Genomic DNA, 15,190 nt, shown 5'->3' with positions numbered 1-15,190 from the left:
AATTACGATAAGTGTAAGGGATTCGTCTTCCACTGACAATCGCTAAGGCTTTCGGATGTTTTTCGGAGGGAAGAAGGGGCAGTGGTGGGGTTGGCTTTGGGCCGCGCTTTTGGCCGGATGCAGCGGGAGCGCCACCGTGCCCGCGCCTCTCGCCGAGATTCCCGCCGTGATCAGCATTCCCAACGACCTTTCGATCGACGTCTCCGAGGCCAACAGTTCCCCAAGCGGGATCCGATTCGTCTCCGGCAAGGCGCTGGTCGGCCCCGGCCCGCTCTCCAACGTCATTCCTATCGGTCCCGACCTTGCCAGGACGATCACTGAGGACGTCTTGCAAGGCCTGCTCAGTCCTTTCAATACCTTCGAAATCCCGGTAAGCCCCCAGACACGAAATTTCACGGGGACCTTGCCGGCGTCGGATACCCTGCCGCAGGTGTTCAAATTCGATTTTTCCGATTACGACTTCGACGGAGACGGCGTCAACGACGGCTTTACCGGCTGCACCTGTCCCGTGGGCTGCAACCTGCAGGTCTGCCCGGAGGAGGCGCCGCTTGAAGACTTAAGGCGGGTCGGTTTCCGCATTTGGATCCAAAACGACCCAGCTGGAAATTTTGAAAAGATCATGGCGGGGTTTTTCGAGCGGTTGCCGGTCAAGGACGATCCCCTCACGCCGGAAAACGAGGAAAATCCCGGCAAGGGAAGGTTCCGCGTCAACGTCTTTGAGGCCTCGGAGTCCGCACTTGAAAGACTGTTGATCGGGGTGATTTACGACCACAAGGATCCGGACAGTCCCTCCAACCAATCGACTCAGGCCTTTCTATGGAGGGATTTGACCCGCGACGACGGCACGATCTTGCTCTCCAATCAGATCAATACCGAGATCCGACAGCTTGGCCGCAACGATCCGGCCGGAACGGCCTACTTGGAAAAGTCCGTGAAGTCGACCTTCAACGGATTTGAAGACGCGGAATTTACCGGGGGCGAGGACAGTGTCGTTTCGGAGAGATACATCGGCCGGTTTCGAGACGACGCCGATTTTTGGAGCGGTTCCTACTTGCTGGATGAAGAGACGATGGATGTCGAAGTGCCCACGACCTGCGCGAGGATCTCCACCGCAAGCGAGGTACCGTCGGAAATCTGCGAGCAAGACCTGCTTATCGACACTTCGCAGGAAGCCTTCTTGCGTTCGACGCTGTTGTCGGATGTTTTGTTTCCCGCCGATTTCCCGCTTTTGCCCCCGCCCTTTTGATTCGGACCTTCGAAAGAAGAAGAAGGAAGACGGAGGTTCGAATCTCGGACGGAATTGAAGACGGAGGTTCGATTTTCGGTCGCTCTTTTGCTCGGTACTAAGCCCACCAATTTTTGAAATTTTGAGAAATCAAAGTCCCAATTTTTGATAAGAAAACGGCCTTCTTCCACCTCTCATTAATTAACCCATATTATTCAAATAGTTACCTATCTAGCCCTAGGCTGCGTCTTGGCACTGGACTTGAACTTAGAGACAAACAGGCACTCCAGCCTAGCCGTAAAAGGCGCTGAAAGAGGAATTGAGATGAGAACGAATATTTTACATGGTCTGCCCATTAAAAACGTCGAAGCCCAAGAGGGACAGAGCCTGCACAAAAAGGCCCCCTTAGAAAAACAACTGCCGGGCTTTGGAGGCGCGAAATCGTCCTCTCAGACATCGGAACGCAACCTCGGCCTGATCGGTAAGGAAATACTGAAACGGGAGCGCGGCGAGGCCTTCACCCTTCACTACCATGCGGCGTCAGAAGCCGCCGGCGCCCTGCAAGGCGACGGTTTCTTGCAGCAATATCGCGCCTTGAAAAAAATCGCCCGGGAGCAAGGCATGCCGGAGTCCGAGTTCCGCGGCTACGAAAGATGTCTTTACCGGCGCTTTTACCAGGCGGCCGCACAGGATACCGTTCGCGCGCACCAAACGGGCCGCAAGCCCAAGGTGGAACCCGGAGAGCTCGCCTACATCGCCAAGGTTGCGGATATTTCCGAAGAGCAGATTCGCCGCGACTCGTTGATCTTCCAAAAATGCGAGTTCGTGGCGCAAATTAAGGCGCTTCAGACCCGCAATCGCAATCACCACGCCTAGCGGAAAAAAGCGAACGGCTGTAGGTTCACTCTTCCGCTTTCACCGCCCCCAAGGCGAGGCTACAATGTAATTTCCATGAGGGAGTTTCTTGCGGACACCATCTTAGTCCTGCACTTTCTGTATATCGCCGGCCTGGTAATTCCCGTGCCGTTCATCGCACTAGGCTACCCTCTGGGATGGCATTGGGTGCGCCGCCCCCTCTGGCGCAGGCTACACTTGGCCGCGGTTCTTTTCTTGATCGTTCAAACCGTTGTCGGTTTCACTTGCCCCCTCACGGATTGGGAAGTCGAGCTGCGTCTTGGTTCGGGGCAACCCGCTTATGAGGAAAGTTTCGTGGAACATTGGGTCGGCCGGTGGATCTTTTTCGAGTGGGATGAGAAATATTTTACCGTAATCTATTTGATATTTAGCCTTACCGTGGTCTGGCTGTATCGAGTCTATCCACCCGACCGGGATGGAAAAATGAAGATTTGATTTTGGCCCGACTACTTTCCCGTTTCACCCATCATCTTTTGCATTTCCTGCATTTGATCGCGCATCATTTGGGCCTGGTCGATTTGCTTGTAGCCGGAGGGAAGTCTAAAGACTGCGGGATCGATGGGGCCGACTTGCACCAGGGTCGCCTCTTCTTCCATCTGAATGTTTCCTCCTCCGAACATCATCCCCTTGGTTTTGGAATTATTGATGCGCCTTAGGGGAGTTCCCTTGAGGTTTGCCAGCTCCCGTTCAGCCGGGGACTGGAGATTCCCCAGCGTTCCCGACATGGCCTCGGCGGCCTGGTGCATCTGAGCGACTTCGGCATTGGGGTTTTGGGGAGGGCTTAGGGTGGGATCGACGCAGACCTCCTGGCTCGTCTCGATTTTCCCGCCCTTCCTTTCGACCTTGTAGTTGTCGCAGCTGCGGCCGGCGACGGTCAGGGTTCCCAGCTTTTGCAGGACCACCTTGCCGGGATCGCCGAAATATTTGGCGGTGCTCTCTTCCATGCTTTGGCCGATGGTCTTGTCGCCGCGCGGCGCCTTGCGGCCCATCATCTCGCCCATCATTTGCTGCGCGTCGCCCATCATCCCGCCCATGTCCTTGAAATTGAAGGTCTCGATTTTTTTCTCGCGGTGGTCGATGGTGTACATCATCCCGGCGTCGTAGTCGTACAAAGTATCCACCTTGCTGAGGGAGTCCTTGGTCAGATTGAATTTATCGGACCAATAGACGGTCCTTTCCCCCTTCTTTTTGCCTTCTTTGATTTGGTAGCTAACGGTCAGATCGGCGGCGAAGACGGACGGAGAAAGGGCCCCCAGGAAAATTAGGGTCGTGAGAATTTTGAACATCTTCATCCCCCTTTCGCAGGTTGGAGGAAAGTAAGACGGAGCAAATGGGTTTTTGAAGAAGATGCCCCTTTTCCTATTTTATCTCCAAGGGGTTAACCACCTCGGCCGGAGCCAGAGAGGGCGGCCTTCCCGAATCTGGAGTTACCTGGCTTGGTCCAGAACCTGGATTTTGGGCCCGATTCGTGCATACGGTATATTGCATGGGCACATCCGCTTCCCCGGCCTTCGTACAAACTACGTCGTAACTGGTACACGTATCCACTCCTTGAGAACAAGTGACCGTAGTACCGCGACACACTTTTCCGTCTCTCATGACAAGGTAATATGGCTCTCCAGGCCCCGTGCAAGGAGTGGTCGATATCCTTGAAACGACGCCGTCCTTTTCTCCCTCGTTGACTGCACTCGTGGAATAGACTTGGGCAGGAAATATTCCTTTCGCAACATCCCTGGCATTTCCGATGCTGACATCGAAAAGCGACATTGGAATAAGGACTGCAAGCCCCGTTAACATGACAAAACGTGTCCTTAATGCAGATGTATTTCGCATGAGCCCTCCTTTGGCCCCAGTCCCTTTTCACATCCAATGGCAACGTAAATGCAAGAACGATTCCAAGCAATCAAATGAAAAGGATCATATTTTCAATAAGTTATCGCCCAGCAACTTTATCAATTTGAGACATTTCTCAATCTGAGGGAATCCGAACTTGCTTGAAGAAAAAGAGGAAATAAGACGAAGGATTAAATCGAATATTCACTCAACTTCACCACCCAAGCGATCGATAACACCCCCACGGCGGCAGCTTCGCACCCCATGACCCCGCCTCTCCGCCAATCGCACCCCCTCTCCACGGCTGAACCCCGCACCCTCTGCGGCCGAACCTTCCTAGTCTCCGAAACCCGCACAAGCTCGGGAAGAATCTCCGCTATCTGGCAAGCCCTCCCAGGCACCGCAATCGGTCGGCCTACGCGTTTTCGGCCCACCCTCTTCCAACCCGCCAGCGAAGCCTGTCTATCCATCTTAAGCGAACGCCAACCCTACACCAGCGACGCCATCGCAGCCCTCGAGCGCCGTGCCCGACTCCGCCCCGAGGAAATCGGCTGGCTGGCTCGGCAATTGGCGGAGGCATTCATCACACCACGCATCCCAAATGTCATGCAAATCTCTGCAACTCTCGAGCGCCTCTTCCTCAGAGCCGCTGTGACAGACCAAACTGTCATAAGACAGTTAGTCGAAACCGCCCAATCCAGTCCTGATCCCGCGGTCCGCCAACGCGCCCGACAATTTTTACGGATATTCCCACCGCGATCCGAGCGTCCCCGGTAATGCACTTTACTTAAACATGGCACTACTCTTGCTTTATCTTTAAAGGTGCCAACTAGCCCTCGAAAAGACATACTTGGCGATCATTCCGTCTTGATATTTCACAAAACAATACCGTCACCACGATGGACTATTGAAATTCGAACAGAAAGGGGAAAATGAAAAAAAGAAGATGACGGAGGACATCAAATCCATTTCAATGCAGACATGCTCCATCAAAGGAGGGTGAAAAAAATGAAACCCACTAAATTTTATTGGATTGGCTTAACATTACTCCTGGCAATGACGGCCCCCCACCAGAGCCTTGCACAAATGGCCAATTTTTACACCAGTCCCAATTATAATAATTTTGTGAACAACCTGATCTCCAATCATATTTGGAATTCTTCCATGTCAAGATACACGGGAATGAATCCCAATAAGGGGAGAGGAAATTCGGGGGCTTCCACATCATCTAATTACTCCAGCCAACCTGTGATCGAGGACGTCCCGGAATATCGGAAGTACTCGGCGGTCCAATTCAAATCCACCGGTACCCGGCTCACGCTGCAAGAATACCTGGATTCGGTTCAAATAAACCCGCAGGACAAGGCCGAGCTCAAGCAATTGGTCCTGGATATCTTTAAAAAATGGGAGGCCGCAGCCGCCGCCAAGGGCCTGCCGAACGATTGGGCCTTAGCCTATGTCTCCTATGTCGGGCTCAATTCCCTCGTTTACAATGGGTCTAGGGAAAAACCGATTATTCCATTTGAACAGAATGTCGGATTGCGGGACCTGGTCGCGGAATATGCCACCGACAAGGGTATCTTCAACAATATTTCGGACCGGGAAAAGCAAGAGCTATACGAGCTTTACATCATCGGAGGAGGGCTTACTTACCATTTCTACGAAAAGGCCCTTCGGGAGAATAATGCGGAAGAGCTCAAGCAGACCAAACAATTGGCGGCGAATAATTTGAGGGTCGTCGGGATCAAGCCCTAGCAAAATAGGAAGACGAAGGTTTTATTTTCTCTGGAATTTCGCTTTGTCGCACAGGAAGGCCCGGTGGTGAGCCCCCGGTCAAACAGCGCAATTCGCGACGAATGACGAAATATGCTTCGCCTATTATTATTTTTTTGTTTGCCCAAAAAACGGAGCTTTCATAAAATTTTAGATCATATGACGATGCGGAAGGAGCTCATAGGCGTAAAACTGGCAACGCTTCTGTTTTTCGTCGCATTCGCGGGGTGCGGCAACGGTTCGCCGCTCCCCGCCGACGAAACCCCCGTGTTGAGCGCGAGCAAGGGCACTTTCATTCCAGATGCCGGGGGAATAACCCGCCTTTTATTAGAGGGAATCGAAGACAAGGCGAAGTCGGGCGACGGCAGCCAAAGCGCGAGCACAGGCGATTTCCTCAATGCCTATCCTTTCGACCCAGGCTCGCCCAGTCCCGCGGGAATTTTATTCGGCGCAAATCGTCAACGAATCGACGTGCTGCTGGCGAATCCGGTTTACGATTCGGCGAATGCCCAATTGCAATTTGACGTGTCGGGTGTGGATCCCGGCGCCCTCCCGGCGAGCATCGAGGCCGTCGAGATCCGACTCGAATCCTGCCCCGACCAGAATTACGTCTGCGCCTGGAGCGATCTCACGGTTTGCGACAATGAAATCGGCCCGGTTGGAACCTGCTGGCATTGGCTGTCGCTTTCTTGCGACCCCTGCGATTGCTCCGCGGACATCAACCTGTGCACCGAGGCCAATCCGCAATGTTGCCCGGACCATGGCGGCTGCGTACCCGCCAAGATCGTCCCGCCTCCGCAAGGATTGCAGCGGTATTGTCTTTAACTGAAAAGGAAGAAGGGGAAAGAAGACGAAGGTTCGATTTTCTAATTCCTGACCCAACGCCGGCTGGTTTGATTTCTCGAAATGAAAATTTTTTCATTTCGAGAAAACCCCAAATTTTTTTTCTTAATGTTTTCAAGCGTTTTATTTTTTCAATTGGGAATGGTTTTTGCATTAAATTTCTGTGGGGCGCCAATCGAAATGTGAGGTGCATTATGTCGTGGATTCGGCGCGGGGGTTCGGCTCTCGTTTTTTTTCTCGTAACTTTTTCCTTTTTCTCCGAGGCGCGGGCGGGATTTTGGGAGGATATAAAAACCCTCATCTCCCCGCCGACTCTTTCTTTCCCTGCGCCATCCGGTGACAACACTCCCAGTGGTCCCACCGTCAACGCCTGCGCCCCGCCGGATCAAAATGCGCCTCACGACATCATTAGATTGTTTTGCAACCGCATGGCGGCTTGTCTGCCCCCGGAAGAGGCTTCCAGCGCTCGGACGGGATGTATCTGGCGCTTGACGGGCGACGAAGGCAAGGAACTCTGGAGCGCGATGGGCGGCGAATTCGCCGATGCTCCCACAGCGGCCGTTCTCGCCCGATATATCGATCAGGGCGTCGCCACGGTAAATGCCACCAACTATTGCTCCTGTACGAAGAGCCTCAACGAGCTTTCCTGCGAAGCCGTCCAAAGCCGAATCAACTCCGCCGATTACGGTTGGGCTTCGGGGCTTGTCGCCGCACAGGAGAGCTGCACGAACGTGTTCACGGGCAGCGGGCCGCTGACCGCGAAGAGCTTTCAAGAAAAGGGCGCCATCCATGTCTTTGCCCGGATTCTGGATGACTCGGGCAAGGGAGTATTAGGGCATTGGCAGGGATTGCCGGGTTCCAAGCCTTGGGGTGAAGGTCAATATTGGTTCCACCAGATTCCCATGGAGTTGGACCGCCCGCCCACGGTTGTTTATCACAAAGCCGTCAATGCCATCGACGTCCTCGCCTATCGTGACGATTCCCCCGACATCGGAGGCGCCGGATCGCTCCACGTCACTCGCTGCTATCTCGATGGTTTTACGAAAAATGGCTTTGACTGCACGGCGGAGGCCATTTTGGAGCGCGATCAAGCGCATTACAACCCGGCCGCGGTGAGTTGGGGAAAGGATATTTTAGTCTATTTTTATCATGGTGGAGACAAGGGACTCCGGATGGGTTTTTGGTATCCTTTCTCGACCAATGCCCTGACCGGCGCCTGGAGTGGCCAAGTTGGAAGTGATTGCGAGGACCGCGGCATCCAACTCTCGCCAGGAGTGGTTGCGGAGCCGCTCCCGGATGGCTCCCAGAAGATACATGTATTCGCGAGATCAAGGAATAATGGGCTATTTTACGTCTCGAAAATTTTTCCACCTATTTCTTTGGATTATGATCCGAACGCGCTGCGAAGAACGGAAATTGATGATATTATTTTGGAGACGGCGAGAGGGGAGATGGGTGGGCTCTGGAGTTGCGAAATTTTTTCGAGATCCACACTTCCTGCTGTTTTAAGCTCACCAACGGCTTCCTTTATCCCTCCTTGGGTTTGGAATGAACGATACACGATGGGACTTTATGTTATGGTCTACTTCATTAGCTCGGATAATTTTCTAGGTAACATGCTGGTTAAATCTGGAGAGGTAAAATCAGCTTATGACGGGCATCCCACGTTTCCTACTTATCGAAACTTCGTAAGCATGTCTCCCGAGAACCGTGTGGGAGTCGTGACGGTTGATGCGTTAAGTACGGGGGAGCCCCCAGAAGACTATGTTCGCTACTACGATATAGTGGGATTCAGAAATAGTCAGGGACAATTAAGTATGTTTGGGAAAAGACGTCCTAACCAGGAAGAAGACGATAAGACGCCCATTTTGGATTCCCCCGCCATGGCTCTGGACGCTGAAAACAATATCCATTTCTTTTCAGGGGAATTGGGAGGTCCAAATGCGATAAATTCCCGGACTGCCCTGCATCACATCGTCAGGCCACGCGGAAAATTCCGGGATGGAACCTGGATGGAACCTAAGACAGAAGGAGCGAGCTTGTTCCCCGCGAAAATCCAGCACACGGACGATGGGAGAAGCGCCCCGGCAGCTCTCTATGTGCCTCCCCGCTTGCTTGTGAAGACAATCGAGGCGCCGATCGCTCCCCTTCTCAACGATAAGTAGCTCAGTCTGTTCAGGCTGAAGAAGATGGGCCTGAAGTTGAGCTACTTTGTCTCGTCCTTGGGCTCGGGGCTGGGCGAGGCCAGCGTCGCGGCGGCGGGACCGCTGGAGAAGAAAAGGAAGACGAAAAAGGAAGAAAAAAGGAAGACGAAGGTTTGAATTTCGTTGTGGCAAAGGGGAAGGAAGACGGAGGTTCGATTTTCGTCGATGCGCCGCATGGATGTAGGGTTGTCTGGGAGTTTAACCCAAAAATGATCTTTGCAATTCCTTGCCTTGGGGTATAATTCGGGAACTCGCGATATTCCAAGGTTTAAAGGGGGGTAGGGAAATGCGGTTCTTTAATATTTTGTTGCCGCTATGCCTAGCGGCTATTTTTTTCAGTTCGACTCAGGCCAAGGCGGCCACCATCCAGGTCAATACCTTCGCCGACGAACTGAACAACGACGGCGACTGTTCTCTGCGCGAAGCGATCCAGGCGGCCAATTCGAACACGGCGGTCGATCAATGCGTCAAAGGGGACATCGGAACCGATACCATCCTGCTACAGCCGACGCTGGACGAAGCCAGCATTTACGCCCTTACTCTAGGCAACACCGACCCCGATCCAAAAAGCGAAGACCTGAACCAGGAGGGGGACCTGGATATCCTGGAGGACCTCAATCTCGAAGGATCCGATCCCGCTCACCGCTCGGTCCTGGATGCGGAGGCCTTGGAGGACTTCGTCTCGTCCTCCAACCCCGGAGAGAGGGTGCTTCAGATCTTCGGCACGGGGGCCACCTTGAAAAACTTGGTCCTAAGGGGAGGACATGGCCGCGATGGCGGCGGGCTCTATAACGGGGCCTCCGACCTGGTTTTGGTGGAAAATTGCGTCATTTCCAACAATTTTTCCGATGGAGGCGGGGGCGGAATTCTTAACAACGGCATCCTTGAAATCCACGATTCCCACATCACCCGCAACGACACCAACGGATCGGGGGGAGGAATCGGCCACGCGGGCAGGCTGTTGGTGTCTAGGACCTCCATCGATAACAATCACAGTCTTCTTGTAGGGGGCGGCATCTCCAGCGACATCGGATCGGTCACCCTCAGCAACTCCACCATCAGCCAAAACCAAAGCGAATCGGACGGCGGCGGGGTTTACGCCGCTGGAAAGTCCGAATGGACGCTTTCCAACGTCACCCTCGCCTTCAACACGGCTACCGGCAAAGGCTCGGGCTTGATCACCTCCGGCCTGGCCGCCGTTTTCATCGAGAAATCCATCGTCTCGGAAAACGCGGGCGGGAAAAACTGCAACTTGGAGGACAACGTGGCCCTGTTTCTCGGTTCCCTCGGCTACAATATCGAGAACGGCGCCACCTGCGAATTCTCCAAGACCAACGACCTTAATGACGATCCCCTGCTCGACTCCAACCTGCAGGACAACGGCGGCCCAACGCCCACCCATGCCCTGCTGGCGGGCAGTCCGGCGATCGACCAATTGCTCAATTGCCGAGGCACGCCCACCGACCAGAGGGGATTTGCGCGTCCGGTGGACGGAGACGCGGAGCCCGGCGCCCTTTGCGACATGGGGGCCTATGAGTTTGGAGCGGTGGCGCCGCCACCGGAGGAGCCCGGGCCGGGACCCGGGCCCGAACCCTGCCGGGATCCGGAGGGTTGCGAAGAAGCCCCCCAGGCGGAGGATTGCGACAACGAACTGGATGACGACGGCAATGGCCAAATCGACTGCGATGACGCGGCTTGCGCCCAGCTTGCGGCGTGCCGGGACGGCCTGGTGAGCGGCACGGGCTGCCAGTTGAGCCCCTTAGCCGGACCCGCGGAGGTCAATATGGCTCCATGGGCAACCTTGGCGACCTTGGGGTTGGGTTTATGGATCCGAGGCAGGAAGACGAAGGCCTGATTTCGGGAGAAAGAAAGAATTCAAGACGAAGGTTTGATTTCCGGTCAGGGGCGTTCGATTTTTGTGCGATTGTTGGCCTGTAAAGAGATTTATAGCCTCGTGAGCTTGGCATCCCCTTTGCTAAACCCCAGTAAATGCCCAATCGCCCGCGATACGCCATCTTAACCGATCGATCCACCTTCCACGTCACCTGGCAGTGCCATAACCGAAACTGGCTGCTGAAAACCGATTGGGCCAAGAGGCTCTATTACAACCTGCTCCTCAAATACAAAGATCGCTATCAAGTAACCATCTACTCCTATTGCTTCATGTCCAATCACCCGCATTTGACGGGATTTTGCCTGGACAAGAAGCTCCTTTCGGACTTTTTCCGGGTCGTCAACTCCCTCTTCGCCAGGGTCTATAACAAGAGATTTAGAAGGCGGGGCCAAGTGGTCATGGACCGGTTCAAATCTCCCGTGATTCAGACCGATTTCAACCATTTACAGGTCATGTTTTACATCGATCTCAACCCCAAACGGGCCGGCGTGGTCACGCACCCCAAGGAGTACGCATGGTCGTCCTTCCACTACTACGCCTACGGGAAGGAGGACCCCCTGATCACCCCGGCGCCGAGCTTTTTAAATTTGGGGGACACGGACGGGCTGCGCCGGAAAAACTACCTGACCATGATCCAGCACATTTTGAAAAATGACTGGAAAGAGAAACGCCCCTACTCTTCCATCCCCTTCATCGGAAATCCCGATTGGGTCACGGGGCGCATGGAGCAGCTGAAGATCTTTCAGAGGCTGCAGAGAAAAAGCTGGCTGACCCGGTTTAAAGAGAAATTTGCGGCCTCGCCGTAGACACACCAACCACATCTCCCCCCAGAATAGTCCGCACACGTAGGCGGAACCGAACAGCTGCGTCCTTAGCGCAATAAATTTGAATTTATTCTTACAGAATTGAATCTGATCCGCTGATTTTCGTCGAAAATTGGGAGTTCAGGCGGGAATTACATAATCGGGAGTTATCGGGCTGGAGGGAAGCGGGGGAAGGGCAAAACGAGGGGAAATCTGCTCCGTCTTATATTTTCTCATATTTTCTTCCGCTCAATATTTTCTTCCGCTCAACAATATTTCTCTGCTCAAAAAAATGCTCATTCTCTAATTTGAACATTATAATCAATAATTTTATTATTCTTATCTAGCTTGTTAACATTTATCATAATAGTTCTATTACAATCTCGGCAAGTAGCAATCCAACTACTCTTCTCCATTACTTGTTCATCTTCAATTTCAATAAAATTAGGCGCTTGACAGGTACATGTTAGATGCAATTTGATTTTCATATACCCCCCTAATGCATTAATAATTCGAATCAAAATCTTAACAGATGACTAATACCCAACTCACAAACAACAGAGTTAAAATCAATGCGAAAAATGCTTATCCTGTCTTATCTTTTCCTCTCTTCAACAGCCCCTAGCTTATTTCACATGGGTGTTGCGTTAGATTCTGCTCATCGTCCTGAACTAAGAACAGGAAATCTGCTCCAAGCTATATTGTCCTCGATATTTCCTTCTCCGTTAAATATTTTCATTGATTCAGGATTCAGAATTCAACCTCGCCACATCATTACCTATGTATAAAAGCACAATTAAATTACTTAGAGAATACTATGTATTAATGGACAAAAAAGGGGCCGATATTAATTTCAAAAATTTAATTGTAGAAGCCGAAGATAAACTATCTCAACTAAACTGGCTAATAAGCAAAATTAAAAGAATAGAAAAAAAGAGTCTTTCTTTTTTCGAAAAGTCTACAAAACCACTCCATGACCATCTGGAAAAATGTAAAAGAGAAAATTTAGACCCTACCAAAATTCCGTTTGATAACAGCAACACCCCCACTCAAAACGAGCTAGAAAGAGAATTAAAACGTTCCTTTAAATCACAAATGTTTAGCGAAGCTTTTTATTATTTTGCATGGAGACTGTTAGTTATTTTAAAAAACTTAGATGGTTTAAAAAATATTGAATGTGAAGGAATACTAATAGTAAGAAATAAATTAATCGAACATTCAGAACGCAAAGATTCAAAAATCACGATCAGGAGTTTCGCAAGTGGAGGCAGTAACGGACCTGTAATCAAAGGGGTCCGCTATTCACATCAAAAAGACACCTATAAAGACAAAGGTCTTTATATTAATGCCAAAGAACTTAGGGTCAAACTTGAAAAAGCTCTAAAAAATTTATTAGATAATAAGCAAGGGCAAGCCCGCTCCGTCTAACATCCCTTTACTCACCTTTTGCCATCTTCAAAAAACCGGCGATGGTTTCTTCGTTTTTAGCCAAACTATGTTTGGTAAGACGTATTCGATACTTACCCCATTTTCCGTCATAGTCTATGACTTCAAACCCAGCGTGGTTTAAAACAAATCCATCTGCCTCTTCCGACTAGGCCTACCCAAACTCCTCCCCTCCAAAATCTTCGACGGCTTCCGTTTATCATGCGAAGCCAGCACCCTCTTCCCAATCCACTTCTGCCCGCACCTTCGGCAGACCTTATGCCCATCCAACCGCTCCATCCACCGCGTGCTCTCGCACCGGGGGCATTTTTCTTTCTTCACCTTACCCGCCATCGCGCGACTCCTCATCCTCTCCGCCGATCCGCCGGCGAAACCGCCGCAGCGGTCCGCCGAGCCTCGGATATTTCGCTTCCACCCAAAGCGCCAGCCGCCGAAACAGCGGGACCTCTCGCGCCAACAACAACGCGCCCAGGGCGATCAGCAGCCACCCCTGCAAGATCGGCAGAAACAGCCCCAAGACGCCCAGCGCCATGAGGCTGACCCCGCCGATCCAGCGAAACCATTTCACGCATGATCCTTAGCTTAGGGACAAGTCGGCGGCGAATTGGTCGCCGTCGGGCACGTCGTCATCTCGGTCCCCGTCCGCGTCAGCGTCTGGATCCCGCTGATCGAGGCCCCCTCGTCGTCGAAGATCTCGATCTCCAAGGTCTCCCCCACCTCCACGCAGACCAGCAAAGAGAACGACCCGTCCGACGCCAGCAAGGCATCCACGTCCGTCACCTGCGAGTCGCTGATGTTACGCACTCGCACAAAGGCCCCCGCCGGCGCCCCCGCGATGGTGTCGCAAACCGAGGCCTCCCGCGTGGTGCCTCCCTCGAGGTCCGCGACCGGCGCGGGCAGGTTGATCCCGCCGGCGCTGCCGCAGCCGGCCAGCCCGCCAAGACCCAGGGCCAGCAGGGCCGCCAAGGAAATCCGTTTGATATTGGCCGGGAAGGCATACAATAGATAAGATCGAAGCGACATCGGAGAACCTCCATTGATTATTGAGAGCAGCGACAAAAAATATCGGGTCTTGCGGGAGCTGGGCCGCGGCCACAGCGGCACGGTCTATCTGGCCCTGGACCCCCGAGACCGAGAGGTTGCCATCAAGTGCCTGGCGAGTCAATGTTCCGAATCGGTCCTCACCCGGTTCCGCCAAGAGTTCTCCATCCTGCGCTCCCTCAAGCACCCCCACATCGCCCAGCCCGAGGACTTCGGCTACGACGAGGGCCTCAAGCGCCACTTCTTCGTCGCCGAATACGTCCAAGGCGCCAGCCTCGACGTCGTCCTGCACACCGCCTCCGAGGAAGAGGCCGCCCGCCTCTTCGCCCAGGCCCTGCGCGCCCTCGACTACATGCACCGCCAGGGCGTCTTCCACTGCGACCTCAAGCCCGGCAACATCCTCGTCACCTCGAAGGGCGAGCTGAAGATCATCGACTTCGACGTCGCGGTGCGCGGCACGCCGGCCATCGGCGGCACCCCCAGCTACTGCGCCCCCGAGCTGCTCACCGGCGACGAGGCCCGGCCCGACGCCAAGAGCGACCTCTTCTCGCTGGGCGCCACCTTCTACCACTGCCTCACCCGGCAAAAGCCTTACCAAGCGCGCAGCTTCTCCGAGCTGATCGTCGCCCACGGCACGCAGCGCCCCAAGCTCCCGTCCCAGATCAACCCGCGCCTCGGCACCCTGTGGGACGGCCTGCTGATGGGCCTGCTGCAGACCCAGGCCTCGCAGCGCTACAGCACGGCCTCGGCGGTCCTGCAGCAGCTCTACCCCCTGCTGGGCGAGAAGAAGCTCGCCTTCTCCGAGGCCGACATCGCCTACCGCCTGCGCCAGCACGGCGCGCCCGTCGGCAAAGAGGCCCTGCTCAGCCAGATCCAATACTTCCTCGAGACGCCGCCCGAGGCCGCGCCCGAGCGCCGCCTGGGCGCGATCCGCGGCGCGGAGGGCCTGGGCGCCGGTTATCTCGCCGCCGAGATCAAGGCGATGGCGCAGCTGAAGGGCCTGCCCTGCTACAGCCTCGACGCGCGGCAAGAATCGACGCCGCAGCGCTTTCCCTTCGTCTGGATCTGGGACGACCTGGACCGCCTCGTCGCCCAGCGCGGCGCGGAAGCCGTCGCGGCCCTCGCCGCCAAGCTGCGCGAGCTGGCCTACAAGGGCGGCGCCGAGCGCTGGTGGGTCTTCGCCACCGGCTTCGAGCGCCTGGAAAATATGCCC

15 protein-coding genes are annotated in these 15,190 nt (G+C 53.9%); 10 read left to right on the top strand and 5 right to left on the bottom strand.

The annotated features are described in order from the left end of the window. Positions 1-55: 55 nt before the first annotated feature. The 3 genes from FBR05_02135 (at position 56) to FBR05_02125 (ending at position 2,575) form a co-directional block, all read left to right on the top strand. Positions 56-1,246 (top strand): hypothetical protein, encoded by a 1,191-nt coding sequence (locus tag FBR05_02135; GenBank protein ID MDL1870983.1) that lies wholly within the window; start codon positions 56-58, stop codon positions 1,244-1,246. A gap of 228 nt (positions 1,247-1,474) precedes the next feature. Further along, positions 1,475-2,101 (top strand): hypothetical protein, encoded by a 627-nt coding sequence (locus FBR05_02130; GenBank protein ID MDL1870982.1) that lies wholly within the window; start codon positions 1,475-1,477, stop codon positions 2,099-2,101. A 75-nt stretch (positions 2,102-2,176) separates the two neighbouring features. Continuing rightward, positions 2,177-2,575 carry a DUF2784 domain-containing protein gene (locus FBR05_02125; GenBank protein ID MDL1870981.1) on the top strand — a complete coding sequence of 133 codons (399 nt, stop codon included), beginning with the start codon at positions 2,177-2,179 and terminating at the stop codon, positions 2,573-2,575. Positions 2,576-2,586: 11 nt separating this feature from the next. Here FBR05_02125 and FBR05_02120 read toward each other — a convergent pair whose 3' ends face one another. Continuing rightward, entirely contained in the window at positions 2,587-3,426 is an 840-nt protein-coding gene (locus FBR05_02120) for a hypothetical protein (GenBank protein MDL1870980.1), read from the bottom strand. A gap of 1,555 nt (positions 3,427-4,981) precedes the next feature. Here FBR05_02120 and FBR05_02115 point away from each other — a divergent pair. The 5 genes from FBR05_02115 (at position 4,982) to FBR05_02095 (ending at position 11,493) form a co-directional block, all read left to right on the top strand. Continuing rightward, positions 4,982-5,728, top strand: a complete 747-nt coding sequence (locus FBR05_02115; GenBank protein ID MDL1870979.1) for a hypothetical protein — start codon at positions 4,982-4,984, stop codon at positions 5,726-5,728. A gap of 111 nt (positions 5,729-5,839) precedes the next feature. Next, positions 5,840-6,571 (top strand): hypothetical protein, encoded by a 732-nt coding sequence (locus FBR05_02110; protein MDL1870978.1) that lies wholly within the window; start codon positions 5,840-5,842, stop codon positions 6,569-6,571. Then, positions 6,562-8,754 (top strand): hypothetical protein, encoded by a 2,193-nt coding sequence (locus FBR05_02105; protein MDL1870977.1) that lies wholly within the window; start codon positions 6,562-6,564, stop codon positions 8,752-8,754. Before FBR05_02110 ends, FBR05_02105 begins: the two co-directional genes overlap by 10 nt. A gap of 325 nt (positions 8,755-9,079) precedes the next feature. Continuing rightward, positions 9,080-10,648 (top strand): CSLREA domain-containing protein, encoded by a 1,569-nt coding sequence (locus tag FBR05_02100; protein ID MDL1870976.1) that lies wholly within the window; start codon positions 9,080-9,082, stop codon positions 10,646-10,648. A 134-nt stretch (positions 10,649-10,782) separates the two neighbouring features. After that, positions 10,783-11,493 carry a transposase gene (locus tag FBR05_02095; protein MDL1870975.1) on the top strand — a complete coding sequence of 237 codons (711 nt, stop codon included), beginning with the start codon at positions 10,783-10,785 and terminating at the stop codon, positions 11,491-11,493. Between the two features lie 293 nt (positions 11,494-11,786). On the opposite strand, the gene FBR05_02090 is transcribed toward FBR05_02095, so the two are convergent. Next, entirely contained in the window at positions 11,787-11,978 is a 192-nt protein-coding gene (locus tag FBR05_02090) for a hypothetical protein (protein MDL1870974.1), read from the bottom strand. A 292-nt stretch (positions 11,979-12,270) separates the two neighbouring features. Between FBR05_02090 and FBR05_02085 the strand changes: the two genes are divergently transcribed. Then, entirely contained in the window at positions 12,271-12,918 is a 648-nt protein-coding gene (locus tag FBR05_02085; GenBank protein ID MDL1870973.1) for a hypothetical protein, read from the top strand. A gap of 138 nt (positions 12,919-13,056) precedes the next feature. Here the strand turns inward: FBR05_02085 and FBR05_02080 are convergent, their stop codons facing one another. The 3 genes from FBR05_02080 to FBR05_02070 are packed head-to-tail and all read right to left on the bottom strand — an operon-like array spanning position 13,057 to position 13,959. Further along, positions 13,057-13,284 carry a hypothetical protein gene (locus FBR05_02080; GenBank protein MDL1870972.1) on the bottom strand — a complete coding sequence of 76 codons (228 nt, stop codon included), beginning with the start codon at positions 13,282-13,284 and terminating at the stop codon, positions 13,057-13,059. After that, a complete protein-coding gene (locus FBR05_02075) occupies positions 13,259-13,504 on the bottom strand; it encodes a hypothetical protein (GenBank protein MDL1870971.1) in 246 nt (81 codons plus the stop codon). The genes FBR05_02080 and FBR05_02075 overlap by 26 nt, the downstream gene beginning before the upstream one ends. Before the next feature lie 14 nt (positions 13,505-13,518). Continuing rightward, positions 13,519-13,959 (bottom strand): hypothetical protein, encoded by a 441-nt coding sequence (locus FBR05_02070; GenBank protein MDL1870970.1) that lies wholly within the window; start codon positions 13,957-13,959, stop codon positions 13,519-13,521. A 13-nt stretch (positions 13,960-13,972) separates the two neighbouring features. On the opposite strand from FBR05_02070, the gene FBR05_02065 reads away from it, so the two are divergent. Beyond that, a partial coding sequence (locus tag FBR05_02065) for a serine/threonine protein kinase (GenBank protein MDL1870969.1) occupies positions 13,973-15,190 on the top strand: 1,218 nt, incomplete at its 3' end.

The organism is Deltaproteobacteria bacterium PRO3 (genome assembly GCA_030263375.1).
Lineage (GTDB): Bacteria > UBA10199 > UBA10199 > DSSB01 > DSSB01 > DSSB01.
This window is presented reverse-complemented; position numbering and strand designations above follow the sequence as displayed.